This is a genomic window from Kitasatospora sp. NPDC004531 (assembly GCF_053602195.1).
The window spans coordinates 1-25,104 of the sequence record NZ_JBSGDD010000045.1; the positions used below are offsets into that span (position 1 = coordinate 1).

General features: G+C 72.3%; 21 protein-coding genes. 9 read left to right on the plus strand and 12 right to left on the minus strand.

Annotated elements, in window-relative coordinates:
• Nucleotides 1-419 precede the first annotated feature (419 nt).
• Nucleotides 420-1,376 carry a LysR family transcriptional regulator gene (locus ACWEMJ_RS19210; RefSeq protein WP_452138251.1) on the minus strand — a complete coding sequence of 319 codons (957 nt, stop codon included), beginning with the start codon at nt 1,374-1,376 and terminating at the stop codon, nt 420-422.
• Between the two features lie 64 nt (nt 1,377-1,440).
• On the opposite strand from ACWEMJ_RS19210, the gene ACWEMJ_RS19215 reads away from it, so the two are divergent.
• Together ACWEMJ_RS19215 and ACWEMJ_RS19220 are read left to right on the plus strand one after the other, a co-directional pair.
• Nucleotides 1,441-2,712 (plus strand): MFS transporter, encoded by a 1,272-nt coding sequence (locus tag ACWEMJ_RS19215; protein WP_452138252.1) that lies wholly within the window; start codon nt 1,441-1,443, stop codon nt 2,710-2,712.
• Nucleotides 2,709-3,218, plus strand: a complete 510-nt coding sequence (locus ACWEMJ_RS19220; protein WP_452138253.1) for a Uma2 family endonuclease — start codon at nt 2,709-2,711, stop codon at nt 3,216-3,218. Before ACWEMJ_RS19215 ends, ACWEMJ_RS19220 begins: the two co-directional genes overlap by 4 nt.
• On the opposite strand, the gene ACWEMJ_RS19225 is transcribed toward ACWEMJ_RS19220, so the two are convergent.
• The 9 genes from ACWEMJ_RS19225 to ACWEMJ_RS19265 all read right to left on the minus strand — a co-directional run bounded on the left by ACWEMJ_RS19225 (nt 3,219) and on the right by ACWEMJ_RS19265 (nt 14,247).
• Nucleotides 3,219-3,527, minus strand: a complete 309-nt coding sequence (locus ACWEMJ_RS19225; protein WP_452138254.1) for a helix-turn-helix domain-containing protein — start codon at nt 3,525-3,527, stop codon at nt 3,219-3,221. It lies immediately after the preceding gene.
• A 153-nt stretch (nt 3,528-3,680) separates the two neighbouring features.
• Entirely contained in the window at nt 3,681-4,958 is a 1,278-nt protein-coding gene (locus tag ACWEMJ_RS19230) for a thymidine phosphorylase (protein ID WP_452138255.1), read from the minus strand.
• 104 nt (nt 4,959-5,062) lie between these two features.
• Nucleotides 5,063-5,455 (minus strand): cytidine deaminase, encoded by a 393-nt coding sequence (locus ACWEMJ_RS19235; RefSeq protein ID WP_452138256.1) that lies wholly within the window; start codon nt 5,453-5,455, stop codon nt 5,063-5,065.
• Nucleotides 5,452-6,717, minus strand: coding sequence for an ABC transporter permease (locus ACWEMJ_RS19240; RefSeq protein WP_452138257.1), 1,266 nt, complete (start codon nt 6,715-6,717; stop codon nt 5,452-5,454). Before ACWEMJ_RS19240 ends, ACWEMJ_RS19235 begins: the two co-directional genes overlap by 4 nt.
• Nucleotides 6,714-7,880: an ABC transporter permease gene (locus ACWEMJ_RS19245; RefSeq protein WP_452138258.1), complete on the minus strand. Its 1,167-nt coding sequence runs from the start codon at nt 7,878-7,880 to the stop codon at nt 6,714-6,716. The genes ACWEMJ_RS19240 and ACWEMJ_RS19245 overlap by 4 nt, the downstream gene beginning before the upstream one ends.
• A 4-nt stretch (nt 7,881-7,884) precedes the next feature.
• Nucleotides 7,885-9,666: an ABC transporter ATP-binding protein gene (locus ACWEMJ_RS19250; RefSeq protein WP_452138259.1), complete on the minus strand. Its 1,782-nt coding sequence runs from the start codon at nt 9,664-9,666 to the stop codon at nt 7,885-7,887.
• A 75-nt stretch (nt 9,667-9,741) separates the two neighbouring features.
• On the minus strand, nt 9,742-10,812 hold the full coding sequence (locus ACWEMJ_RS19255) for a BMP family lipoprotein (protein ID WP_452138260.1): 1,071 nt from the start codon (nt 10,810-10,812) through the stop codon (nt 9,742-9,744).
• A gap of 263 nt (nt 10,813-11,075) precedes the next feature.
• Nucleotides 11,076-12,911, minus strand: a complete 1,836-nt coding sequence (locus ACWEMJ_RS19260) for a glycosyl hydrolase family 28-related protein (RefSeq protein ID WP_452138261.1) — start codon at nt 12,909-12,911, stop codon at nt 11,076-11,078.
• Between the two features lie 88 nt (nt 12,912-12,999).
• Nucleotides 13,000-14,247 (minus strand): amidohydrolase, encoded by a 1,248-nt coding sequence (locus tag ACWEMJ_RS19265; RefSeq protein WP_452138262.1) that lies wholly within the window; start codon nt 14,245-14,247, stop codon nt 13,000-13,002.
• Nucleotides 14,248-14,640: 393 nt separating this feature from the next.
• Between ACWEMJ_RS19265 and ACWEMJ_RS19270 the strand changes: the two genes are divergently transcribed.
• Complete coding sequence (locus ACWEMJ_RS19270) at nt 14,641-16,689, plus strand: S53 family peptidase (RefSeq protein ID WP_452138263.1); 2,049 nt, start codon at nt 14,641-14,643, stop codon at nt 16,687-16,689.
• A gap of 105 nt (nt 16,690-16,794) precedes the next feature.
• Here the strand turns inward: ACWEMJ_RS19270 and ACWEMJ_RS19275 are convergent, their stop codons facing one another.
• Nucleotides 16,795-18,384, minus strand: a complete 1,590-nt coding sequence (locus ACWEMJ_RS19275; RefSeq protein WP_452138264.1) for an acyl-CoA mutase large subunit family protein — start codon at nt 18,382-18,384, stop codon at nt 16,795-16,797.
• A 207-nt stretch (nt 18,385-18,591) separates the two neighbouring features.
• Between ACWEMJ_RS19275 and ACWEMJ_RS19280 the strand changes: the two genes are divergently transcribed.
• From ACWEMJ_RS19280 to ACWEMJ_RS19305, 6 genes are all read left to right on the plus strand, one after another.
• Nucleotides 18,592-19,335: an SDR family oxidoreductase gene (locus ACWEMJ_RS19280; RefSeq protein WP_452138265.1), complete on the plus strand. Its 744-nt coding sequence runs from the start codon at nt 18,592-18,594 to the stop codon at nt 19,333-19,335.
• Between the two features lie 241 nt (nt 19,336-19,576).
• A complete protein-coding gene (locus tag ACWEMJ_RS19285) occupies nt 19,577-20,074 on the plus strand; it encodes a 2-oxo-4-hydroxy-4-carboxy-5-ureidoimidazoline decarboxylase (protein WP_452138266.1) in 498 nt (165 codons plus the stop codon).
• A 217-nt stretch (nt 20,075-20,291) separates the two neighbouring features.
• Nucleotides 20,292-20,672, plus strand: a complete 381-nt coding sequence (sdhC, locus tag ACWEMJ_RS19290; RefSeq protein ID WP_452138267.1) for a succinate dehydrogenase, cytochrome b556 subunit — start codon at nt 20,292-20,294, stop codon at nt 20,670-20,672.
• A gap of 6 nt (nt 20,673-20,678) precedes the next feature.
• Nucleotides 20,679-21,167 carry a succinate dehydrogenase, hydrophobic membrane anchor protein gene (gene sdhD / locus ACWEMJ_RS19295; RefSeq protein ID WP_043914353.1) on the plus strand — a complete coding sequence of 163 codons (489 nt, stop codon included), beginning with the start codon at nt 20,679-20,681 and terminating at the stop codon, nt 21,165-21,167.
• A 25-nt stretch (nt 21,168-21,192) separates the two neighbouring features.
• On the plus strand, nt 21,193-22,935 hold the full coding sequence (gene sdhA, locus ACWEMJ_RS19300) for a succinate dehydrogenase flavoprotein subunit (protein WP_452138268.1): 1,743 nt from the start codon (nt 21,193-21,195) through the stop codon (nt 22,933-22,935).
• Nucleotides 22,935-23,708, plus strand: a complete 774-nt coding sequence (locus tag ACWEMJ_RS19305) for a succinate dehydrogenase iron-sulfur subunit (RefSeq protein ID WP_452138269.1) — start codon at nt 22,935-22,937, stop codon at nt 23,706-23,708. The genes sdhA and ACWEMJ_RS19305 overlap by 1 nt, the downstream gene beginning before the upstream one ends.
• A 59-nt stretch (nt 23,709-23,767) precedes the next feature.
• Here ACWEMJ_RS19305 and ACWEMJ_RS19310 read toward each other — a convergent pair whose 3' ends face one another.
• Entirely contained in the window at nt 23,768-25,102 is a 1,335-nt protein-coding gene (locus ACWEMJ_RS19310) for a hypothetical protein (RefSeq protein ID WP_452138270.1), read from the minus strand.
• Nucleotides 25,103-25,104 lie beyond the last annotated feature (2 nt).

The following is a 25,104-nucleotide window of genomic DNA, read 5'->3' on the forward strand; positions in this document are numbered from 1 at the left end:
ACGCGAAGCGGCACGCACGCGCAGCGGCAAGCCCACGCGAAGCGGCACGCACGCGCAGCGGCAAGCCCACGCGAAGCGGCACGCACGCGCAGCGGCAAGCCCACGCGAAGCGGCACGCACGCGCAGCGGAAGCCCACGCGAAGCGGGACGCACGCGCAGCGAGGCGCTCGCGCAGCCGCATGCCGCCGTGGCCCGCCGACGCAACTCGAAGCCGCCGGACAACGTTGCCGACCAAGCGAGTTGGCGCACCGCACCCCGACCCCCGCGCCCGCCGCACCACGCAACTGAACAACCGCACCTGCGAAGCGGACCGGACGTCGCCGTCGGCCAGGCGGGTTCGCGCGTCAGCCGCCAGGCCCCGCCCCCGGGCAAGCACCCGCGAAGCGTGGCGCTTGCGCAGCCGTGTGCCGCCGGCCGGGTCAGTCGTGGGCGAGGATGCTCCCCCTGCGGGACCGGACGAAGTCGCGGAAGGCCGCGGCCGGGGGTGTGAGGGGGCGGGTGGCGTGCCAGGCGAGGCCGATGGCGCGGCGGGTGCGGGGGGCGGTGACTTCGAGTTCGACGACGCCCGGGCGGGGGACGAGGGCCGGCGGGAGGAGGGCGACGCCGAGGCCGGCGGCGACCAGGCCTCGGAGGGTCTCGACCTCCTCGCCCTCGAAGGCGATCCGCGGCGTGAAGCCGGCCTCCGCGCAGAAGCCCTCCATGATGTGGCGCAGCCCGTAGCCCTCCTCGACCGTCACCCAGGACTCCTCGGCGACCTCGGCGAGCCGGATCCGGCGGCGGGCGGCCAGCCGGTGGTCGGCGGGGACGGTCAGGTAGAGCCGCTGTTCGTCGAGCGGGCAGGCCGTCAGGTCGGGCGTGTCGGGCAGCGGCGAGACCAGGCAGAGGTCCAGCTCCCCGGCCCGCAGCCGTTCCAGCATCGCCGCGACGTAGTCCTGCACCAGCTGGAACCGGACCTGCGGGTGCCCGGCCCGGAAGCCCCTGAGCAGGGCGGGCACCGCGTCCGTCCCCATGGTGTGCAGGAACCCGAACGCGACCCGTCCCGCCGCCGGGTCGGCCTCCGCCCGGGCCGCCTCCGCGCCGCGTTCGACCTCGGCGAGCGCGCGTTCGACGGCGTCCAGCAGCAGCCGCCCGGCGCGGGTGAGCCGGACGGTGCGGCCCTGGCGGGCGAGCAGGTCGACGCCGAGCTGTGCCTCCAGCCGGGCGACGGCGCGGGAGAGGGTGGGCTGCGGCATGCCGAGCAGCTGCGCCGCCCGGGTGACGTGTTCGAGCCGGGCGACCGCCGCGAACTCCGCCAACTGCGGTGCGAGGCGCGTCACATCGGCGTCCGGACCGAGGTCGGCGAGGCGGGTGGGGGCGGAGCTGCTCTGATGCGTCACAGCATCGATTCTCGCGCTTTCATGCATTGGACGCATCAAGCCGCGCGGCCGTAGCGTCAACGCCATGCAGCCTGCCAGTACCGAGGCGTTCGCGCCCGCCCCTGCCACCTCCCCCACCGACCTGCGCCTGCGCCCCGGCACCCGGGACTTCCGTCGCGCCAACCTCGCCCTGTTCGCGGCGGGTGTCGCCACCTTCGTCCTGCTGTACTCGACCCAGGGCCTGCTGCCGATCCTCTCCGCCGACCTCGACCTGACGCCCGGACAGGCCAGCTGGACGGCCTCCGCGTCCACCCTCGGACTCGCGCTCGCCCTGCTCCCCGCCAGCGCCCTCTCCGACCGTTACGGGCGCACCGCCGTGATGACGGCCTCCACCCTCGCCGCCGCGCTGCTCGCCCTGGCGCTGCCGCTCGCCCCGGACCTCACCACGCTGGTGGTCCTGCGGGCCGTCCAGGGCGCGGCGCTGGCCGGGCTGCCCGCCACCGCGATGGCCTATCTCGCCGAGGAGGTGCACCCGGAGGCGCTGGCCTCCGCGATGGGCCTCTACGTGGCCGGCAACTCGATCGGCGGGATGGGCGGGCGCCTGGTCTCCGGCTGGGCGGCGGCCGCGTGGGGCTGGCGCTGGGGGCTGGCGGTCTCCGCCGTCCTCGCGCTGCTCGCGGTGCTCGCGTTCCGGATGCTGATCCCCCGGGCCCGGCACTTCCGGCGGGCGCCGGTGGACGCGCGGGCGCTGGCCGCGACCGTCGCCGGGCACCTGCGCAACCCGCTGCTGGTGCGGCTGTACCTGCTCGGGATGCTGTTCATGGCGGTGTTCGGCGCGGTCTACAACACCGTCGGGTACCGGCTGGTCTCGGCGCCGTTCCAGCTGCCGGAGTCGGTCGCGGCGTCGATCTTCGTGGTCTACCTGGTCGGCACCGCGTCCTCCGCCTCGGCCGGCCGGCTGACCGCGCGTTGGGGTCGGCGCGGCACCCTCTACCTGGCGATCTCCACCACCACGGCCGGCCTGCTGCTCTCCCTCGCGAACTCGCTGTTCTGCGCGATCCTCGGCCTGGTCCTGATCACCGCCGGCTTCTTCGCCGGCCACGCGACGGCGTCCTCCTCGGTCGGCCGCACCGCGACCACCGGCCGCGCCCAGGCCTCCGCGCTCTACCTGATCGCCTACTACCTGGGCAACAGCCTCGGCGGCACGATCGGCGCCGACGCCTACCACGCCACCGGCTGGCCGGGCACCGCCACCGTCGCCCTCACCGCCATGGCCTGCGCGGCCGGCGTGACGCTGTACGCCACCCACCGCGCCGTCGCCTCCCGCCGAACGGCAGCCACTACCGTCCGGGCATGAACCACGACTTCGCCGCACTGCGGGCAGTCCTCGACCTGCTGCCCGCAGTGCCGGACCTGCGGCCGCCGGAGATCTCCGGGGGCACGATCCGGCTCCCGCTGGCCCCCGGCAGCCACCACGACCGCACGGCCGAACTGATCTGCCGTCAACTCGTCGCGCAGTCGCCACCACCCGCCCGGGTGACGCCGAACGCGGTCGTGGAGTCCCCCGCGCTGGGCGTCCTCCGCCGGCCCGACCTCACGGTCTGCGCCGCCCCGGCCGACCGCCCGCTGCTCGTGGCCGAGGTCGTCTCCCCGTACGACCCGGAGACCGACTACCGCGCCAAGGTCGCCGACTACGCCGCCATGGGCATCCCGCTCTACCTGCTGGTCGACCCCCGTCTGGGCACCGGCATCGTCCACGCCGAACCGGGCTGCACCCGCCGCACCGACTTCGCCTTCGGGGACGTCCTCACCGTCGGCCCCTGGACCTTGGACACCGGCGTCCTGCGCACCTACGCGGGCTGATCAGGCCTCCGGGCCGGTTGCCGCATGGATGTCGAGCTCGGACTCCAGGGCGGTGGCCAGCCGGTGCAGCAGCGGCAGGGTGGGGACGGTGTCCCCGCCCTCGATCGCCTCGACCTGGGCCTCCGTCAGTCCGGCCCGCCGGGCCAGCTCGGCCGGCGACAGCCCGAGCGCGGTCCGGCGGTCGTACACCGCCTGCCCGAGGGCCATCGCACGGCGGATCTCCAGCCGCAGCGCGGCGACTTCCGGGTCCTCCGCCGGCTCCCCGAGCAGGGCGCGGGTGCGGGCGGTCTTCCACCGCGAGTGGTTCACCGGATGTCGCCTCTCGTGACCGCGCGGCCGAACTCCGCGTGCACGGACGGGTGTTCCGCTCACTCCCGTCGTCTCCACGACCGGATCGAACCGCAGCTCCCGCACTGCGCACCCGCGGCGCAGCGTAGTGCCGCCGCGCCGCGGGTGTGTCGCTCACGCGATCCGGTCGAGGACGATCGGGGCCGGGGTGAACTCGGTGCCGGCGGGGGCGACGGTGACGGCGTCCGCCAGGGCCTCGATCGCGTAGGGGAAGCGCTCGGGGGTGTCGGTGTGGAGGGTGAGCAGGGGCTGGCCGGCGGTGACGGTGTCGCCGGGCTTGGCGTGGAGTTCGACGCCGGCGCCGGCCTGGACCGGGTCCTCCTTGCGGGCGCGGCCGGCGCCGAGCCGCCAGGCGGCGACGCCGACGGCGTAGGCATCGAGGGTGGTGAGGACGCCGGTGGCGGGGGCGGGGACGACGTGGGTCTCGCGGGCGACCGGGAGGGGCGCGTCGACGTCGCCGCCCTGGGCGGTGATCATGCGGCGCCAGTGGTCCATCGCGGAGCCGTCGCGCAGCGCGTCGGCCGGGTCCTTGCCGTGGACGCCCGCGGCGGCGAGCATCTCGCGGGCGAGCGCGAGGGTGAGCTCGACGACGTCGGCGGGGCCGCCGCCGGCCAGCACCTCCAGCGACTCGCGGACTTCGAGCGCGTTGCCGGCGGTGAGGCCGAGCGGGGTGGACATGTCGGTGAGCAGGGCGACCGTGGCGACGCCGGCCGAGCGGCCCAACCCGACCATGGTGCGGGCGAGTTCGCGGGCGTCGTCGAGGTTCTTCATGAACGCGCCGGAGCCGACCTTGACGTCCAGGACGAGCGCGCCGGTGCCTTCGGCGATCTTCTTGGACATGATCGAGGAGGCGATCAGCGGGATGGCCTCGACGGTGCCGGTGACGTCGCGCAGGGCGTAGAGCTTCTTGTCGGCGGGGGCGAGGCCGTCGCCGGCGGCGCAGATCACGGCGCCGCAGTCGCGCAGCACGGCGAGCATCTCCTCGTTGGAGAGCAGGGCACGCCAGCCGGGGATGGATTCGAGCTTGTCGAGGGTGCCGCCGGTGTGGCCGAGGCCGCGGCCGGAGAGCTGCGGGACGGCGGCGCCGCAGGCGGCGACCAGCGGGGCGAGCGGGAGGGTGATCTTGTCGCCGACGCCGCCGGTGGAGTGCTTGTCCGCGGTGGGGACGGCGAGCGAGGAGAAGTCCATGCGTTCGCCGGAGCGGATCATGGCGTCGGTCCAGCGGCTGATCTCACGGGCCGTCATGCCGTTGAGCAGGATGGCCATGGCGAGGGCGGACATCTGCTCGTCGGCGACCTCGCCGCGGGTGTAGGCGTCGATCACCCAGTCGATCTGGGGGTCGGTCAGTTCGCCCCGGTCGCGCTTGGCCCGGATGACGGAGATGGCGTCCATGCAGGTGCTCCAGAGAGGTGTGAAATGCGAAGAGTGCCGCGGGATGTCCTCCCACGACACTCTACGCGCGTAACAATTCGATCGGCCAGCAAGAGCCCGGCGGGCTACAGCTTGTCCGGCCCGAACGCGTCCGGCAGGACCTCGCTCATCGGCCGTACCCCGGAGGGCAGTTCGACCAGCAGGTCGGGGCCGCCGTGCTCGAACAGCAGCTGCCGGCAGCGGCCGCACGGCATCAAGAGCTCGCCGGCCCCGTCCACGCAGGTGAACGCGGTCAGCCGGCCGCCGCCGGTGGCGTGCAGCGCGGAGACCAGGCCGCACTCGGCGCACAGGCCGAGGCCGTAGGAGGCGTTCTCCACGTTGCAGCCGGTCACCGTGCGCCCGTCGTCGACCAGCGCGGCCGCGCCGACCGGGTACTTGCTGTACGGGGCGTACGCGTGCCGCATCGCCGCGCGGGCGGCCTCCCGCAGGGCCTCCCAGTCCACCTCGGGGGCCGTCACTTGGCCTGCCCCTTGCGGTAGATCTGGCCGTCCGCCTTGGGCATCCGCAGCCGCTGGGAGGCCAGCGCGAGCACCACCAGGGTGATGACGTACGGGGTGGCGACGATCAGCGGGCGCTGGACGGCGTCGGTGGTGGCGTACCAGAGGGCGACGCCGCCGGCGACCACCAGGCTGATCGCGGCCGCCGCGTACGTGCCGCGGTAGAGCTGCCACAGCGCGAGCAGCGTCATCGCGACGGCGACCACCAGCAGCAGCACGTGCACCGAGTCGGCGTCGCGCAGCTGGAGGCTGTCGGTGAACCCGAACAGGCCCGCGCCGGCGGCCAGGCCGCCCGGCATCCAGTTGCCGAAGATCATCGCGGCGAGGCCGATGAAGCCGCGGCCCTGGGTCTGGCCGTCCCGGTAGAAGTGCGCGGCGACCAGCGAGAGGTACGCGCCGCCGAGGCCCGCGAAGGCGCCAGAGGAGATCACCGCGAGGTACTTGTACTTGTAGACGTTGACGCCCAGCGACTCGGCGGCGGTCGGGTTCTCGCCGCAGGAGCGCAGCCGCAGGCCGAACACGGTGCGCCAGAGCACGAAGTAGCTGGCGACCAGGAACGCGGCGGCGATCAGGGTGACCACCGACAGGTCGGTGGTCAGGCCGCGGACGATGCCGGCCAGGTCGGAGACCAGGAACCAGTGGTGCTGCTCGATGCCGTCCAGCCAGCTCGACAGGCCGGGGACGGTGATGGTGGGCAGCGACTCGGCGGGCGGCGACTGGTTCGCACCGGCGCCGTCGGCCACGTAGTCCTTGTAGTAGATGCGGTTCATGTAGGCGCAGATGCCGGGGATCAGCAGGTTGATGCCGACGCCGGAGACGATGTGGTCGACGCCGAAGGTGACGGTGATCAGCGCGTGCAGCAGACCGCCGAGCGCGCCGCCGACCATGCCGGCCAGCAGGCCGACCCACGGGTTGACCAGGAAGCCGCCCCAGGCGCCGCAGAAGGTGCCGGCCACCATCATGCCTTCGAGGCCGATGTTGACCACGCCCGCGCGCTCGGACCACAGGCCGCCGAGGCCGGCCATGGCGATCGGCACGGCCGAGGACAGCGCGGCGCCGATCTGGCCGGAGGAGGTCAGCCCGTGGTTGCCGGTGATCGCACCGACGGCCGCGAACAGCACCAGGGCGCCCGCGATCAGCAGCAGCACCACCGGCCAGGTCAGCTTGGACTTCTTCTTGGCCGGTGCGACCGGCGGCTTCGGCTTGGCGACAGCGGTGCTCATGCCGCCACCTCCTTCTGGGCGGCCGCGGCAGCCTGCGCGGCGAGCTCGGCGCCGACCTTCTGCTGCTGGCGCTTGAGGCCGAAGCGGCGCACCAACTCGTAGGCCACGACGACGCAGATGACGATGGTGCCCTGGATCACCGGGATGATCTCGGACGGGTAGTCGCCCCGGGTGGGCAGCTGGGCGCCGGAGGCGTCCAGGAAGGCGAACAGCAGCGCGGAGAACGCGATGCCGATCGGGGTGTTGCGGCCGAGCAGGGCCACCGAGATGCCGATGAAGCCCAGGCCGGTCTGCACGTTCTGACCGAAGTACGGGGTGTTCTGCATCAGTTCGGGCAGGCCGACCAGGCCGGCCAGCGCGCCGGAGACCACGATCGAGGTGATCACCATGCGCTTGACGTTGACGCCGGAGGCCTTGGCGGCGGTCTCCGAGCGGCCGGTGGCGCGCAGGTCGAAGCCGAACCGGGTGCGGTTCAGGGTGAAGTGGAAGACCACGCCGACCAGCACCGCGATCACGATGAAGCCCCACAGGGTGCCGCCCTGGGTCTCGATCGAGAAGAAGTGGCTGGAGTCGGAGATCTTCGCGGTCTGGATCGAGTTGGTGACGCCGCCGGTCTTCGGCGCCAGGATGCCCGGCACCAGCAGCACGCCGATCACGGCGGTGGCGATGGCGTTCAGCATGATGGTCGAGATGACCTCGCTGACGCCCCGGTAGACCTTCAGCACACCGGCGATCGACGCCCACAGGCCGCCGACGAACATCGCGACGATCAGCAGCAGCGGGATCTGCAGGAAGGCCGGCAGGTCGATCTGGGTGCCGACGAACGCGGCCATCATCATGGCCAGCTTGTACTGGCCCTCGATGCCGATGTTGAACAGGTTCATCCGGAACCCGAACGCGGCGGCGGCCGCGGCCAGGTAGTACACGGTCGCCTTGTTCAGGACGGCGACCTGCCCGTCCGAGGCGGTGCCGTAGTTCCACATGATCCGGAAGGCGCTGAACGGGTCGCGGCCGGAGACCGCCAGCAGCGTGCCGGCGATGATCACCGACAGCAGCACGGCGAGCACGGGCGCGGCCAGGCCGAGCCCGATCCGCTCCAGGTCGAACCGCTGCCGGCGCGGCCGGGCGGCCGCTCCCGCGGCCGGGGGGTTGGGACTGGTCATCTGGCTACTCCCCCGCCTGCGGGTGGTCGGCGGTGTCGGTGGGCGGAACCGGGTCGGAGACGATGTGGCCCCGGGCGGCGCCGGTCATCGCGGTGCCGAGGTCCTCGGCGGTGACGGTGGCCGGGTCGGCGTCGGCGACCAGCGCGCCCCGGTAGATCACCCGGATGGTGTCGGACAGGCCGATCAGCTCGTCCAGGTCGGCGGAGATCAGCAGCACCGCGAGGCCCTCGCGCTGCGCGGAGCGGATCTGCTCCCAGATCTGCGCCTGCGCGCCGACGTCCACACCGCGGGTCGGGTGGGCGGCGATCAGCAGCTTCGGGTGGTGGCTCATCTCGCGGCCGATGATCAGCTTCTGCTGGTTGCCGCCGGACAGCGACGCCGCGGTGACCTCGATGCCCGGGGTGCGGACGTCGAACTGCTCGACGATCCGCTGGGTGTCGGTCCGGGCGCCGGCCGGGTCGAGCAGCAGGCCCTTGGAGTTGGGCCGCTCGGTGACGTGGCCGAGGATCCGGTTCTCCCAGAGCGGGGCCTCCAGCAGCAGGCCGTGCCGGTGCCGGTCCTCCGGGATGTAGCCGATGCCGGCCTCCCGGCGGGCCCGGGTCCGGCTGCCGCTCAGGTCGGCGCCGTCCAGCGTGACGGTGCCGGCGTCCAGCGGCAGCATGCCCATGATCGCCTCGACCAGTTCGGCCTGGCCGTTGCCCTCGACGCCGGCGATGCCGAGGATCTCGCCCTTGCGGATGCGCAGCGAGATGTCGTCCAGCACCACCCGCTCGACGCCCTCGGCGTCCGGCTTGGCGATCCGCAGGCCCTCGACCCGGAGCATCTCCGCGTCGGTGACGGTGGACTCGCGGCTCTCCGGGGACGGCAGTTCGGCGCCGACCATCAGCTCGGCCAGCTGGCGGGCGGTGACGGCCTTCGGGTCGGCGTCGCCGACCGTGGTGCCGCGGCGGATCACGCTGATCGCGTCGGCGACCGACAGCACCTCGTGCAGCTTGTGCGAGATGAAGATGACGGTGACGCCCTCGGCCTTGAGCTCGCGCAGGTTGTCGAACAGCGCGTCGACCTCCTGCGGGACGAGGACCGCGGTCGGCTCGTCGAGGATCAGGATCCGGGCGCCGCGGTACAGCACCTTGAGGATCTCCACGCGCTGCCGGTCGGCCACGCCGAGGTCCTCGACCAGCACGTCCGGCTTCACGCCCAGGCCGTACTGGTCGGACAGCTCGCGGATCTTCGCCTTGGCCTTCGCGCCGATGCCGTACAGCTTCTCGCTGCCCAGGACGATGTTCTCCCAGACGGTGAGGTTGTCGGCCAGCATGAAGTGCTGGTGCACCATGCCGATGCCGCGGGCGATCGCGTCGCCGGGGGTGCTGAAGGACACCTGCTCGCCGTTGATGGCGATGGTGCCCTCGTCCGGCTTCTGCATCCCGTAGAGGATGTTCATCAGGGTGGACTTGCCGGCGCCGTTCTCGCCCATCAGGGCGTGCACGGTGCCGCGTCGCACGGTGATGTCGATGTCGTGGTTGGCCACCACGCCGGGGAAGCGCTTGGTGATGCCGCGCAGTTCGACGGCCGGTGTCGCCGTCCCCGCGCTGGGGGTGCCGCCGGGGGAGGCGGAGTCGGAGGGGGTGATGGCGATCTCCTGCGGGTCGTCGGGCGCGTCGTTGCGCTGGAGGCTCAGGGGGCCGGCTGGAGGCTCGGGTGGGCCGGGATGGTGCCGCCGCCCGCCCGGTCCGGCCGACCGGGGCGTGCGGCATGGGCAGGGGCCCGGGGGATGCGCTGGGCGCATCCCGTCCGAGCCCCTTCCGTCAGAGGTGCCGGGCCGTCGCGCCGCCCGGCGGCCGGGCGGCGCGGTGGCAGGGCGTCAGCCCTGCGCCGGAGCGGTCGGAACCTTGGTGGCGCCGCTGGTGATCTGCTGGGTGGCGGCGTCCAGCTTGGCCTTGATGTCGTCGATGAAGCCACCGGTGACGGCCAGCGACACGCCGCCGTCCTTCAGGTCGAAGTTCTTCACGCCGCCCGCGGCGCTGCCGTCCTTGACCGACTTGACGTAGGAGAACACGGCGGTGTTCACGTTCTTCACCATCGAGGTGAGGATGTGGTCCTTGTACTTCGACAGGGCCGGCTGGCTGGCCTGGTCGGAGTCGACGCCGATGGCCCACTTGTTGCCGCCGGCGGCGGTGGAGACGGCCTCGATGGCGCCCGAGCCGGAGGAGCCGGCGGCGGAGTAGATGACGTCCGCGCCCTTGTCGAGCTGGCCGGCGGCGGCCTGCTTGCCCTTGCCCGGGTCGGCGAAGCCGGTGTTGTCCGGCGGGGTGGAGAGGTAGGTGACCTCGACCGCGATGTTCTGGTCCACCGACTTGGCGCCCGCGACGTAGCCGGCCTCGAACTTCTTGATCAGCTCGGACTGGACGCCGCCGATGAAGCCGACGTGCTTGTTCTTCGACTTGTTGGCCGCGGCCACGCCCGCGAGGAAGGAGCCCTGCTCCTCCGAGAAGGTCAGCGAGGTGACGTTCTTCGGCTGCTCCGGCGAGTACGAGTCGATGATCGCGAAGTTGACGTTCGGGTTCTCCTTGGCGACCTTGTTGACCGCGTCCTGGTAGATGAAGCCGACCGCGATGACCGGGTTGAAGCCGCCGGTGACCAGCGACTTCAGGCGCTGCTCCTTGTCGCCCTCCGACTCGCCGGACTTGGCCTCGGCCTCGTTGATGGTGGCGCCCAGCTCGGACTTGGCCTGGTCCAGACCACGCGCGGCCGAGTCGTTGAAGGACTGGTCGCCGCGGCCGCCGATGTCGTAGGCCATGCCGACCTTGAGACCGGAGGCGCCGCCGGCGCCGGCGTCGGTGGTGTCGGTGCTCTTTGCGCCGCAGGCGGCGAGCGAGGCGATGCCCAGGGAACCCGAGAGCACGACCGCGGCGAGCTTGAGTGAACGGCGCAAGGGAGTTTCTCCTTCTCACACACCCGGATGGCGTGGTCGAGCGCCACCGTAACGCGCGTAGAACACGGTTGTGTTACGGCCTGCACGGGCCTCGGGGTTGTTATCAAAATGTGGTCGTACGCCCGGGCAAATCCGGACATAGCCGCACACTTGTTCAACTCCCGTTCCGCTACTGGCTGGTAGCGCGCCACCACGGTACGCCTCCGCCCGGCCCCCCGAGAAGCAGCCGCGCCGCGCCCGCCGAGCGCCTCCCCGGGCCCGGCTCAACTCAGGCCGACCCAGAACATCTGCACCGTGCCGTTCCGGTTCTGTGCGGGGTCGAAGGTGCCCGGCAGCGCGGTGGCGCTGTTCGCCAGATTGGCCACCCGGTAGGTCGCCGGGGTGAGGTTCGCGTTCAGGAACGCGCCCGGGGCGGGGAAGGTCGAACCCCGGGCGAAGGCGGGCGGGTTGGCGGCGTTGGCCATCAGCGCCACCCAGTGGAAGCCCGGCCCGAGGGTGAGGGTCTTGGACAGCGCCATCCGGCACAGCTGGTTGCCCCCGCCCGACCAGGCCGCCGCCTGGTCGCCGGTACTGGCCAGCAGCCTGCCGGTGCGGTCGTACACGCCGGCCCGGTTGCCGGCGGTGAACCCGCCGCCGGACGCCGCCAGCAGCACGGACACCGCCGAGACGGCGATCGACTGGTGCGTCTCCACCCGCACCAGGTAGACGTTGCCCGAGCTCAGCTGGGTGCTCTGGTCGGTCGAGGTGGCCGGGTCGAAGGACCAGGCGCCGAAACCGTAGTCGGCGGGCTGCGGGGAGTTGCCGACCGGGGTGATCGCGGGCGACGGCGCGTTGTAGGTCACGCTCGTGGCGGTGGTCCGGACGTGCATGGTGCTGCCGGTGTCCAGCACCGCGCCCGCGTCGTCGCGCACGCTCGCGACGGTGCCGGTGAGTATGCAGCCGGTGAGCAGCACCCGCAGCGCGCGGTCGACGTACACGCCGTAGTCGGGGGCGAGCAGCCCGCCCGGCCGGTCGTCGCCGGCGACGTGGGTGGCGCAGCCGGTCAGCGCGACCGGGACGGCCGGGTCGCCGCCCTCGGGGGCGGTGATCCGGAAGCCCGCGTAGCCGGCCGGGGCGGCGTTGTCGTTGCGTCCGTCGCGGCTGGCCTGGCAGCCGGTGAGGGTGACGACGTGCGGGGCGGGGGCGTAGCCGGGGGCGTTCTGCGGGGCCTCCAGCAGCCAGCCGTTGAACCGGTTGCGGTCGGTCTGGCACTCGGTGAAGCCGACCGTCCCGCACTTGCCGGTCAGGTGGAAGCCGTTGCCGTCGTTCCAGGTGGCGCGGACGCCGGTGAAGCCGAGGGCGCCGAGGCCGGCGAAGTACCAGCCGTCGCCGCCGTTGTGGCCGGCCTCGCAGGACTCGAACATGCCGTCGCCGAACGAGAAGACCGCCGCCCTGTTCGTGTTGTCGGACCGCCAGCCGCCGAACTTGTTGGATTCCAGGCTGAGTTGGGACACCTCCCAGCCGCCGGGGAAGCCGTCCGCGGTGGTGTCGGTGCGCACCCCGTAGCCGTGGAAGTTGTGGATGCCGACGTTCTGCAGCCGCACGGCCTTGACGGGGCCGGTGGCCCGCAGGCCGTCGACGGTGCCGCCGCCGGTCTGGCTGTCCAGGGCGCGGCCGGAGGCCAGCACCAGGTCGCGCAGCCGGGCGCCGGTGCCCTCCAGCCGGATCAGCTCGGAGCCGCTGAAGTCGCCGTACTTGGGCTTGATGAAGACGGCCGCGGTGCTGTTCGGCTGGTAGGTGAACCAGCGGATGCCGACCGAGCCCGCCAGGGTGATGTTGGCGGGCACCACCAGGGTCTGCTTGACCACGTACTGCCCGGCCGGGAAGTACACCACGCCGCCGGGCGGGCAGGCCGCGATGGCGTCGGTGATGTGCTGCCAGTCGTCGTCCACGCCGTTGCCGAGCGCGTTGAACTGCTTCACGTTGCACCAGTCGACGAGCGGCTCGGCCGGGTTCGGCGGGGCCCCCTGGAGGGCGGCGTCGGCCGGCGGCGCGGTGGCCAGGCCGGCCGCGGCGGTGGCGCCGGCGGCGAGCAGGAGTCTGCGACGGGTGCTGTGCATGGACGGGCCCCTCCCCTGGGTGATCGTTCGCGGCCGATTCGACCACGGAACGACCGCCCCGGGAAGGGGTCCGGGGAGGTGCGCGGGCTCAGATCCGGGCGTGCTCCAGGGCCAGCGAGGCGAACAGTTCGACGCCGACGGCGATCGCCCGCTCGTCCGCGTCGAAGTCGCCCTGGTGGAGGTCGCGGACGCCCTTCTCGTCGGGGCCGCGCACGCCGAGCCGGGCCAGGGCGCCGGGGGCGTGCTCCAGGTACCAGGAGAAGTCCTCGCCGCCCAGGCTCTGCTCGGTGGGCTCGACCACGGGGGCGGCGGCGCCGCCGAAGCGGTCGGTCATCGCGCGCTCGAACTGGTCGATCGTGTCGGCCTCGTTGACCACCGGCGGGACGCCCCGGTGGTAGTCCAGCGTCCACTTGGCGCGGTGCGTCTCGGCGAGGTGTGCGACCAGCTCCTCCATCACCTCCGGGGCCTGCCGCCAGCCCGCCAGCTCCAGGCAGCGCACGGTGCCCTCCAGCTCGGCGTGCTGCGGGATCACGTTCGGCGCGGAGCCGGCCGCGATCCGCCCCCACACCAGCGAGACGCCCCAGCGCGGGTCCATCCGGCGGGCCAGCGCGGACGGCACCTCGGCGGCCAGCTTGGCGACCGCGGTGACCAGGTCGGTGGTCAGGTGCGGACGGGCGGTGTGCCCGCCCGGGCCCTCCACGCCGATCATCACCTTGTCGCAGGCCGAGGTGATCGCCCCGACCTTCAGCCCGATCCGGCCGACCTGCACCTTGGGGTCGCAGTGCACCGCGAAGATCCGCCCGACGCCCTCCATCCCGCCGGCCGCGATCACGTCCAGCGCGCCGCCGGGCATCATCTCCTCGGCCGGCTGGAAGATCAGCCGCACCGGCCGGGACAGCTGCCCGGCCGCCATCGCCTCGGCCAGCACCAGCCCGGTGCCGAGCACCACCGCGGTGTGCACGTCGTGCCCGCAGGCGTGCGCCCGCCCGGGCAGCGTGGAGCGGTACGGGACGTCCTTCTTGTCGTCGATCGGCAGCGCGTCGATGTCGGCGCGGAACGCCAGCAGCGGCGTGCCGGGCGCGGTGCCGGGCGGGACGAGGTCCACCAGCAGGCCGGTGCCGCCCGGGAGCACCCGTGGCTCCAGCCCCGCGGCGACCAGTCGTTCACGCAGCAGCCGGGTGGTGCGGAACTCCTGGCGGCCGAGCTCCGGGTGCCGGTGGAGATCCCGACGCAGGTCGATCAACTCGGCCTGGTGGGCCGCTACTCGGACCCGGAGGTCGGCGAGCGGGCGGACGGCGGTGACGGTGGCAGCGGCTGCGGGCTGAGGATCGTTCACCTTGACAAGAGTAGGCCGGTGAGAGGCTTTTGGCCCCTCTTCCGCGAAAGTTCTCACCGTTTGGATGCATACCTCAAAACCCCGGTGGGTATGGCTCCTTGATTCGGCCCGCAGCTGTGCACGGCTCCCTTCGTATGCAACGACCTGCACCGGCCGCCGGACACGGCGCACACCCGCCGTCCCGCCCCGGGCCGCCCCTTCCCCCCGATCGGGTCATGCCGAGGTAAAGCTTTCGGACGTGCTCTTGAGTGACGCACAGCAGTCCGAATAGACAGCTTCCGCACAGTCAACTCCGGTGCCGCAGTGGGGTGGGACAGTCCGCCTGCGGCGCGCCTCGTCACGCCCTCACGAAGGGCAGTTGACGCTCCATCGAACCGAGAAGGGGGGACCGACGTGCCCATCGCGCGCAATCGGCTCGCCAAGAGCATCGCTCCTGCCACCGTCGCCGCCGCACTGATCCTCACCACCCTCGGCGCGGCCGTCCCGGCCACCGCCGCCACCCCCGCGGGCGACACCGCCCGCACCCTGCCGGGCACCCACCCGGAGTGGGCCACCCCGCAGGCCGACGCGGGCGCGGCCGACGCCGCCGCCCCGGCGACCGCCCGGATCTACCTGGCCGGGCGCGACGCGAGCGGCCTCGCCGCCCTCGCCAAGGCCGTCTCCGACCCGAACTCGGCCTCCTACGGCCGGTTCCTGTCGTCCGAGCAGGTCCGGGCGAAGTTCGGCGCCACCCCCGAGCAGGTCAAGGCCGTCACCGACTGGGTGTCCGCGGCGGGCCTCACGGTCTCCGCCGGCAACGCCCACTACGTGCAGGTGTCCGGCTCCACCGCCGCGATGACCAAGGCGTTCGGCACCGGCTTCCACAACTACCGCACCGCGGACGGCACCCACCGGGCGCCCACCGCCGACGCCAAGGTGCCGGCCTCCGTCTCCGACGCCGTCCTCGCGGTCTCCGGCCTCGCCGACGCGATCCACAAGAACAGCTCCTCCGCCACCTCCGTCCGCGAGGCCGAGCGGCGCACCGACGCCAAGCTGGCCGGCCCCGACAAGAAGGACCCGGCGACCCTGCCGACCGTCCCGACCTGCTCCGAGGACGGCTACGGCTCGAAGATCGCCAAGGGCGCGCCCGAGGGCTACGAGAAGAACGAGCCGTTCGCCCCCTGCTCCTACATCCCGTCCCAGCTGCGCAAGGCCTACGGCGTCACCGACGCCAAGGTCAGCGGCAAGGGCGCCCGCGTCGCCGTCATCGACGCCTACGGCCTGTCCACCATGGAGCAGGACGCCAACCACTTCGCCACCCTGCACGGCGACCGGCCGTTCAAGCCGGGCCAGTACACCGAGTACGTCACCCCGGACAAGTGGACCCACCAGGAGGAGTGCGGCGGCCCCGACGGCTGGGCCGGCGAGGAGGCCCTCGACGTCGAGATGGTCCACGGCCTCGCGCCGGACGCGAACGTCGTCTACGTCGGCGGCAACTCCTGCTACGACGAGGACCTCTACGACGCCATGGCCAAGGTCGTGGACGAGCACCTCGCCGACGTCGTCTCCAACTCGTGGGGCGAGATCATGCACGGCACCTCCGGCGACATCGACCCCGCCGTGGTGGCCGCCGACAACCAGATCTTCCAGCTCGGCGCCGTCACCGGCATCGGCTTCACCTTCTCCTCCGGCGACTGCGGCGACAGCTCCCCGGGCGCGGCCGCCACCGGCGTCAACTGCCAGGCCGACACCAACCAGGCCCAGGCCGACTGGCCGTCCGCCTCCCCGTGGGTCACCTCGGTCGGCGGCACCGCCCTCCAGCTGGGCGACAAGGCCGGCAAGTACGGCCACGAGGTCTCCATGGGCGACCTGCGCTCGGTGCTCTCCGCCGACCAGAAGTCCTGGAGCCCGATGCCCGGCACGTTCTACTTCGGCGGCGGCGGCGGTGTCTCCAAGGACTTCGCCCAGCCGTGGTACCAGCAGGGCGTCGTCCCCGACAGCATCAGCAGGACCGCTGCCGACGGCACCAAGTCCGCGACCCCGCTGCGCGCCACCCCCGACATCGCGATGAGCGGTGACCTGGTCGCCGCCACCCTGGTCGGCTACACCTCCGCCGGCGCCTACAGCGAGGGCGGCTTCGGCGGCACCTCGGTCTCCGCCCCGGAGACCGCCGCGATGTTCGCCAATGCCATCGAGACCCGCGGCGGCCGCGCCCTCGGCTTCGCCAACCCGGCCCTGTACGACCGCGCCGCCACCAACGCCTTCCACGACGTGGACGACAGCGCCGTCAACACCAAGCGCGGCAACGTCGTCGACCTCGGCGTCGTCTCCGGCACCCTCCGCGTCCGGCTCTACAAGATCGGCGCCGACTACGGCCTCTCGGCCGCGAGCGGCTACGACACGGCCACCGGCCTGGGCTCCCCGGGCAAGGGCTTCTTCAAGTCCTTCGCCATCAAGAAGTAAGCGCCCTATCCCCGCGCCCCGCCAGGGGCGCGGGGAACTGCGCGAAGCGGGAGGCCCGTGCCGGAAAGATCGCGGCACGGGCCTCCACTTGCACGTGGGTGCGACTCAGAAGCGGTCCACCGGCGTGTACGTCCCCCACACACCGCGCAGCGCGTCGCACACCTCGCCGACGGTGGCCCGGGCGGCCAGCGCCTCCTTCATCGGGTACAGCACGTTCTCCGTCCCCTCCGCCGCCTTGCGCAGCACGGTGAGCGCCCGGTCGACGGCCGACGAGTCCCGGTCCGCCCGCAGCCGCGCCAGCCGCTCCGCCTGCTGGGCCTCGATCGCCGGGTCGACCCTGAGCGGCTCGTACGGCTCCTCCTCGGCGAGCTGGAAGCGGTTGACGCCGACCACGGTCCGCGCGCCGGAGTCCTGCTCCTGCTGGATGCGGTACGCGGTGCGCTCGATCTCACCCTTCTGGTAGCCCTGCTCGATCGCCGCGACCGCGCCGCCCATGTCCTCGACCTTGGCCATCAACTCCAGTGCGGCGGCCTCCAGTTCGTCCGTCATGGCCTCGACCACGTAGGAGCCGGCGAACGGGTCGACGGTCGCGGTGATGTCGGTCTCGAAGGCGAGCACCTGCTGGGTGCGCAGCGCGAGCCGTGCGGACTTCTCGGTGGGGAGCGCGATGGCCTCGTCGAAGGAGTTGGTGTGCAGCGACTGCGTCCCGCCGAGGACGGCGGCCAGCGCCTGCACGGAGACCCGGACCAGGTTGACCTCGGGCTGCTGGGCGGTGAGCTGGACGCCGGCGGTCTGGGTGTGGAAGCGCAGCATCTGCGACTTGGGGTTCTTCGCACCGAACTCCTCCTTCATCACGCGGGCCCAGATCCGGCGCGCGGCACGGAACTTGGCGACCTCCTCCAGCAGGGTGGTGCGGGAGACGAAGAAGAAGGACAGCCGGGGCGCGAAGTCGTCGACGTCCATGCCGGCGGCGACGGCGGTGCGGACGTACTCGATGCCGTTGGCGAGGGTGAAGGCGATCTCCTGCGCGGGGTTCGCCCCGGCCTCGGCCATGTGGTAGCCGGAGATGGAGATGGTGTTCCACTTGGGGATCTCGGCCCGGCAGTACTGGAAGACGTCGGCGATCAGCCGCAGCGAGGGCTTGGGCGGGAAGATGTAGGTGCCGCGGGCGATGTACTCCTTGAGCACGTCGTTCTGGATGGTGCCGGTGAGCCGGTTCGACGGCACGCCCTGGGCCTCGCCGACCAACTGGTAGAGCAGCAGCAGCAGCGAGCCGGGCGCGTTGATGGTCATCGAGGTGGAGACCTCGCCGAGCGGGATGCCGCCGAACAGGACGCTCATGTCCTCGACGCTGTCGACGGCGACGCCGACCTTGCCGACCTCGCCGTGCGAGATCGCGGCGTCGGAGTCGTAGCCCATCTGGGTGGGCAGGTCGAAGGCGACGGACAGGCCCATGGTGCCGTTGGCGATGAGCTGCTTGTAGCGGGCGTTGGACTCGGCGGCGGTGCCGAAGCCGGCGTACTGGCGCATCGTCCACGGCTTGCCGGTGTACATGGTCGGGTACACGCCGCGGGTGAACGGGTATTGGCCGGGGGTGCCGAGCCGGCTCGCGGCGTCGAAGCCGGCCAGGGTCTCGGGGCCGTACACCGGCTCGATCGGCAGGCCCGACTCGGTGCGGCGGGGCTCGGCTGCCATGGATGTCCTCCGCGGAAGATGGTGAGGGGTTGGCGCCGATCAACGGGTCGGCTGGATACGCAATGTAGCCGCGCCCCTCACGGGCAGACAGATGCCACGGCTGGGAGCTTTCTCACAACATCGGGCGACACCGACCCACCCCTCCTTGGGATGATCGGGCTGCACCGAACACCAGGCCGAGCACAGCCCGAGACACAGGAGTGGGACATGAGCGAGCAGAAGGTGGCCGTGGTCACCGGCGCCAGCAGCGGCATCGGGGCGGCGACCGCCCGCCGGCTGGCCGCGGACGGCTTCGAGGTGGTGCTGACCGCCCGCCGCACCGACCGGATCGAGTCGCTGGCGAAGGAGCTCGGCGGCCGGGCCTTCACCCTGGACGTCACCGACCGGGCCGCGGTGGACGCGTTCGCCGCCGAGGTCGGCCGGGTGGACGTGCTGGTCAACAACGCGGGCGGCGCGCTCGGCGCGGACAGCGTCGAGGCCGGCGACCCGGAGGACTGGCGCACCATGTACGAGGTCAACGTGCTCGGCGTGCTGCACCTGACCCAGGCGCTGCTGCCCGCGCTGCGCGCCACCGGCGACGGCACCGTGCTGATCATGTCCTCGACGGCGGCGCTGGCCGCGTACGAGGGCGGCGGCGGCTACGTGGCCGCGAAGCACGCCGTCCACTCGGTGGCGCAGACCCTCCGCCTCGAACTCGTGGGCGAGCCGATCCGGGTGATCGAGATCGCGCCCGGAATGGTGAAGTCCGAGGGCTTCGCGTTGACCAGGTTCCGCGGCGACCAGGCCAAGGCGGACGCGGTGTACGCGGGCGTCGCCGAGCCGCTGACCTCGGAGGACGTCGCGGACACGGTCTCCTGGGCGGTGACCCGTCCGGCACACGTCAACATCGACCTGCTGGTGGTCCGGCCCCGGGCGCAGGCCGCCAACCACAAGGTGCACCGGGCGGGCTGACCCGGATCCGGGTGAACGGCACGGGCGGCGGGTCACAACTTGATAGCTCGATCGGATGAAATCGGCCCGCCGCCTCCCCAACTGATGAACCCTCAACTACCGTGGAGGCGCTGCCCCGCCGAGCCGCTCCGGCCTCGCGCCGAGGCACTGCCCCACCCCTTTCTGTCTCTGCAGCATCCCCCCTTCCCGCCCTCACGAGGAGGATCCGCTGGCCAGCGACATCCCGCCGCAGCGTCTGGACGTGCGGACGGACCCGTCCCTGCTGGGACTGCACCGGTTCAACGAGGCCGACTCCGGAGCGGTCGAGGAGGCGCTGCTCGCCTGCTGCGGCAGCCACCGCTGGGCGCTGCGCCTGACCGCCCACCGCCCCTACCCCGACATCGGCTCGCTGCTGGCGGCCGCCAGCGAGGCCAGCTACGACCTGCGCCCGGCGGACCTCGCGGAGGCGCTGGCCGACGAGAGCTGGATGCCGCAGCCGCTGCTCGGCATGCGCGCCCCGGGCAGCCAGGCGGCGCACACCGCGCTGCGGGCCGCGCACGCCGCGTACGAGGCGCGGTTCGGCCACGTCTTCGTGGTCTGCCTGGAGGGCGTGGACCCGGAGGAGATGCTGGACGCGGTGCTGACCTCGATCCGCACCCGGCTGGCCAACGACCCGGACGAGGAGCGCCTGATCTCCGCCGAGGAGCTCCGGCGGATCGCGCTGAGCCGCCTGGAGCACCTGGTGGCCGTCCGGGCCTGACCCCGGGCGGCCGCGCCGCCGCGCGGCCGGGCGGTCACCGACCGTGAGAGTTCCCGTTCCGATTAGCCCGTACGTACCTGATTGATCACAGCAGGGCCCCCCGACGGCGGGAGGGCGCGGCGCGTCGATAGGATGCTCGCGGCCGGTGGACCGTATCCGGCCGGGCTGACCGACAGAAAGCCGGCCGAGCCCCCAAACCGCTTCCGGAGGGTTTTCCGTGCCGGCTGGAACGCTGTACCGCGGCCGGGAAGGCATGTGGAGCTGGGTGGCTCACCGAGTCACCGGCGTCCTGATCTTCTTCTTCCTGTTCGCACATGTCCTGGACACCGCCCTGGTGCGGGTGTCGCCCGAGGCCTACGACTCGGTGATCGCCACCTACAAGTTCTGGCTTGTGAACCTGATGGAGTACGGCCTGGTGGCCGCCATCCTGTTCCACGCCCTGAACGGCCTGCGGGTCGTGGCGGTCGACTTCTGGGCCAAGGGCCCGAAGTACCAGAAGCAGATGCTGTGGACCGTGGTCGGCATCTGGATCGTCCTGATGGGCGGCGCCTTCTACCCCGTTCTGCAGCACACCCTTCGCACCTGGTTCGGGGGCTGATCCGGCATGTCCACTGAGACCAAGGACCTGGTGGTCCCCTCGCTGCAGGCCCACACGGGCCAGGGCCTGGGCACCGGCAACCCGGCCGACGCCTTCGTGGTGGAGCCCGCCCGGGCCCGCACGAAGAAGACCCCGCGCCGCACCCGCACCAACTTCGAGATGCTCGCCTGGCTGTTCATGCGCCTGTCGGGTGTCGTCCTGGTGGTGCTGGTCCTCGGCCACCTGCTGATCAACCTGATGCTGGACGGCGGCGTCTCCAAGATCAGCTTCGCCTTCGTGGCGGGCCGCTGGGCGTCCCCGTTCTGGCAGATGTGGGACCTGCTGATGCTGTGGCTGGCGATGCTGCACGGCTCGAACGGCATGCGCACCGTCATCAACGACTACGCGGAGAAGGACGCCACTCGTCTGTGGCTGAAGGGCCTCCTCGGTGTCGCGACCGTCTTCACGGTGGTCCTCGGCACCCTGGTGATCTTCACCTTCGACCCGAACATCTGACGAGCCACCAGAGGCGACTGACCCCATGCAGATTCACCAGTACGACACCGTCATCGTCGGCGCCGGCGGCGCCGGCATGCGCGCGGCCATCGAGTCGACCCAGCGCAGCCGCACCGCGGTCCTGACCAAGCTCTACCCGACCCGCTCCCACACCGGCGCGGCGCAGGGCGGCATGTGCGCCGCGCTCGCCAACGTCGAGGAGGACAACTGGGAGTGGCACACCTTCGACACGGTCAAGGGCGGTGACTACCTGGTCGACCAGGACGCCGCCGAGATCATGTGCAAGGAGGCCATCGACGCGGTCCTCGACCTGGAGAAGATGGGTCTGCCCTTCTCCCGCACCGACCAGGGCCGGATCGACCAGCGCCGCTTCGGCGGCCACTCCCGCAACCACGGCGAGGCCCCGGTCCGCCGGTCCTGCTACGCCGCGGACCGCACCGGCCACATGATCCTGCAGACGCTGTTCCAGAACTGCGTCAAGCACGGTGTGGAGTTCTTCAACGAGTTCTACGTCCTCGACCTGCTGATCAACGAGGGCAAGACCGCCGGTGTGGTGGCGTACGAGCTCGCCACCGGCGAGATCCACGTCTTCCAGGCCAAGGCCGTGGTGTTCGCCTCCGGCGGCACCGGCAAGATGTTCAAGGTCACCTCGAACGCGCACACCCTGACCGGTGACGGCCAGGCCGTGGCGCTGCGTCGCGGCCTGCCGCTGGAGGACATGGAGTTCTTCCAGTTCCACCCGACGGGCATCTGGCGGATGGGCATCCTGCTCACCGAGGGCGCCCGCGGCGAGGGCGGCATCCTGCGCAACAAGGACGGCGAGCGCTTCATGGAGCGCTACGCCCCCGTCATGAAGGACCTCGCGTCCCGTGACGTCTGCTCCCGCGCGATCTACTCGGAGATCCGGGCCGGCCGCGGCTGCGGCCCCGACGGCGACCACGTCTACCTGGACCTGACGCACCTGCCGCCGGAGCAGCTGGACGCCAAGCTGCCGGACATCACCGAGTTCGCGCGCACCTACCTCGGCATCGAGCCCTACACGGACCCGATCCCGATCCAGCCCACCGCGCACTACGCGATGGGCGGCATCCCGACCAACGTCGAGGGTGAGGTCCTGAGCAACAACACCGACATCGTTCCCGGCCTGTACGCCGCGGGCGAGGTCGCGTGCGTGTCGGTGCACGGCGCCAACCGCCTGGGCACCAACTCGCTGCTGGACATCAACGTGTTCGGCCGCCGCGCGGGCATCGCCGCCGCCGCGTACGCCGACAAGCACGACTTCGTCGAGCTGCCGGAGAACCCGGGCGCGCTGGTCGAGGCGCTGGTCGAGGGCCTGCGGGAGTCCACCGGCACCGAGTCGGTCGCGCAGATCCGCAAGGAGCTGCAGGAGTCGATGGACACCAACGTGTCCGTCTACCGCACCGGCAAGACCCTGCAGCAGGCCGTCGAGGACGTCACGGCGCTCAAGGAGCGCTTCAAGAACGTCTCGATCCAGGACAAGGGCTCGCGGTACAACACCGACCTGCTGGAGGCCATCGAGCTGGGCAACCTGCTCGACCTGGCCGAGGTGCTGGTCGTCTCCGCGCTGGCCCGCGAGGAGTCCCGCGGCGGTCACTACCGCGAGGACTTCCCGACCCGCGACGACGTGAAGTTCATGCAGCACACCATGGCGTACCGCGAGGTGGCCGAGGACGGCACCACCTCCATCCGCCTCGACTACAAGCCGGTCGTGCAGACCCGCTACCAGCCGATGGAGCGTAAGTACTGATGTCCACTCCGACCGTCGAGACGCACTCGGCCGCGCTGGACGCGGTCGAGGCCGGCAGCGTCAAGCTGATCAACGTCACCTTCCGGATCCGCCGGTTCAACCCGGAGGAACACCCGGACCCGGTGTGGGTGGACTACCAGCTCGAAATGGACCCGAAGGAGCGCGTCCTGGACGCGCTCAACAAGATCAAGTGGGAGCAGGACGGCACCCTCACGTACCGTCGCTCCTGCGCGCACGGCATCTGTGGTTCGGACGCCATGCGGATCAACGGGCGCAACCGGCTGGCGTGCAAGACCCTGATCAAGGACGTCAACCCGGAGAAGCCGATCACGATCGAGGCCATCAAGGGCCTCGCGGTCCTCAAGGACCTGATCGTGGACATGGACCCGTTCTTCCAGGCGTACAAGGACGTCATGCCGTTCCTGATCACCTCGGGGAACGAGCCGACCCGCGAGCGTCTGCAGTCGCAGGCCGACCGCGAGCGCTTCGACGACACCACCAAGTGCATCCTGTGCGCCGCGTGCACCTCCTCGTGCCCGGTGTTCTGGAACGACGGCCAGTACTTCGGCCCGGCGGCGATCGTCAACGCGCACCGCTTCATCTTCGACTCCCGCGACGAGGGCGCCGAGCAGCGCCTGGAGGTCCTCAACGACCGTGAGGGCGTGTGGCGTTGCCGCACCACCTTCAACTGCTCGGAGGCCTGCCCGCGCGGCATCGAGGTCACCAAGGCGATCCAGGAGGTGAAGCGCGCGCTCGTCACGCGTCGCTTCTAGTCCTCGGACTTCCTCGCAGGGCCCGTCCGGAGTTCGCTCCGGGCGGGCCCTGCGGCGTCTCAGGGGGTCCGTTCGCGTCTGACGGTGGCCAGGGTGAGCAGCAGCGGGCCGAGGAACAGCGCCGCCGCCATGGTCCGGTAGTCCTGGCCGGCGGCGGACGCGGTCAGCGCCAGCTGGGTGCCGAGGACGGCCGCGCCGGCCACCGGGACGAGCGCGGGCAGCCGGTGCCGCCAGGCGTACAGCAGGGACGCCGCCAGGCCCAGGTAGGCCCACAGGGCGCCGCGCCACAGCAGCCAGTCCAGCTGCGGGGCGCGCAGCAGGGTGCGGCTCCACGCGGCGGCGGCGTGCAGCGGGCCGAGCAGGCCGCGCGAGGACGGGGACGTCTCCGGCACCTCGGTGGCCGCGTGCGGGCCGCCGGCGCCCGCCCACACGGCCCAGGCGAGGCGGCCCCGGCAGAGCCGGGCGTCCAACACCCGGTCCGGGTGCTCGCGCAGCAACTGCCGCCATTCCCGGGCCAGTTCGGACTGCTCGCGGCGGGCCGAGGCGGCGTCCCAGCGGTCGGTGAGGGCGGCGGTCGACGAGCAGTCCGCGCCGGCCGCGTCCCAGGCGGCAGCCGGGGCGACGGCCGTCGGCGCCGGGCTGCCGGGGTCGCGGTGCCGGGCGAGCGCCAGGTCGGCGGCGCGCAGCGTGTGCAGGTCGCCGGTGCGGGCCGCCGGGTGGCCGAACAGGGCGAGCGCGATCGGGACGGCCAGCGCGAGGGCGGTGAGCAGCGCGAGCCGGCCGCGCACCCGGGGCAGGGCGGGCAGCAGCACCAGGGCCGCGACCAGTGCGGTGCCCGCGCCCCGGGGGCCGGTCAGCGCGAGCAGCACGACGGCCGAGAACAGCACCGCCAGATCCAGCCGCTGGGCGGGGCCGCCCCGGTGCAGCGTCCCCTCCGCGCGCCGGACCAGCAGCCGCAGGCCCGCCGCGGTGAGCAGCAACGCGCCCGCGGCGGACGGCACTTCGGGGCTGAGCGAGACCACCAGGCTGCCGGTCGGGGGCAGCGCGGCCAGCGCGACGGCGACCGGCCCCGACCAGCGTCCGCGCACCCCGTACCGGGCCAGCGCCGCCACCAGGTACCCGAGCGCGAACGCCACCGCCGCCGTCTGGGCCAGCGTCGCCCCCGCCGGGTGCAGGATCCGCACGGCGGCGTCGTACAGCGGCGCACCGCTCGCCCGGCTGCCGGTGAACGCCGGGTACCCGGCCGCCCACCACAGCAGCAGCACGGCCTGGCAGGCCGCGGCCACCGCGAACGGCAGCCGCAGCCGGGACTTGGCGCGCCGGTGCCGCCGCTCGCGCTCGTGGCGCTGCGCCCACTCGGGGCGGGTGTCGCCGAGGGTGGTGCCGGTGCTCATCG

What these genes read in the sequence shown, in the direction of transcription:
- ACWEMJ_RS19215 (WP_452138252.1), top strand. Translation starts at nt 1,441, where the DNA reads ATGCAGCCTGCCAGTACCGAGGCGTTCGCGCCCGCCCCTGCCACCTCC.
- ACWEMJ_RS19220 (WP_452138253.1), top strand. Translation starts at nt 2,709, where the DNA reads ATGAACCACGACTTCGCCGCACTGCGGGCAGTCCTCGACCTGCTGCCC.
- ACWEMJ_RS19230 (WP_452138255.1), bottom strand. Translation starts at nt 4,958, where the DNA reads ATGGACGCCATCTCCGTCATCCGGGCCAAGCGCGACCGGGGCGAACTG.
- ACWEMJ_RS19240 (WP_452138257.1), bottom strand. Translation starts at nt 6,717, where the DNA reads ATGAGCACCGCTGTCGCCAAGCCGAAGCCGCCGGTCGCACCGGCCAAG.
- ACWEMJ_RS19245 (WP_452138258.1), bottom strand. Translation starts at nt 7,880, where the DNA reads ATGACCAGTCCCAACCCCCCGGCCGCGGGAGCGGCCGCCCGGCCGCGC.
- ACWEMJ_RS19250 (WP_452138259.1), bottom strand. Translation starts at nt 9,666, where the DNA reads ATGCGCCCAGCGCATCCCCCGGGCCCCTGCCCATGCCGCACGCCCCGG.
- ACWEMJ_RS19260 (WP_452138261.1), bottom strand. Translation starts at nt 12,911, where the DNA reads ATGCACAGCACCCGTCGCAGACTCCTGCTCGCCGCCGGCGCCACCGCC.
- ACWEMJ_RS19275 (WP_452138264.1), bottom strand. Translation starts at nt 18,384, where the DNA reads ATGGCAGCCGAGCCCCGCCGCACCGAGTCGGGCCTGCCGATCGAGCCG.
- ACWEMJ_RS19280 (WP_452138265.1), top strand. Translation starts at nt 18,592, where the DNA reads ATGAGCGAGCAGAAGGTGGCCGTGGTCACCGGCGCCAGCAGCGGCATC.
- sdhD (WP_043914353.1), top strand. Translation starts at nt 20,679, where the DNA reads ATGTCCACTGAGACCAAGGACCTGGTGGTCCCCTCGCTGCAGGCCCAC.
- sdhA (WP_452138268.1), top strand. Translation starts at nt 21,193, where the DNA reads ATGCAGATTCACCAGTACGACACCGTCATCGTCGGCGCCGGCGGCGCC.
- ACWEMJ_RS19305 (WP_452138269.1), top strand. Translation starts at nt 22,935, where the DNA reads ATGTCCACTCCGACCGTCGAGACGCACTCGGCCGCGCTGGACGCGGTC.
- ACWEMJ_RS19310 (WP_452138270.1), bottom strand. Translation starts at nt 25,102, where the DNA reads ATGAGCACCGGCACCACCCTCGGCGACACCCGCCCCGAGTGGGCGCAG.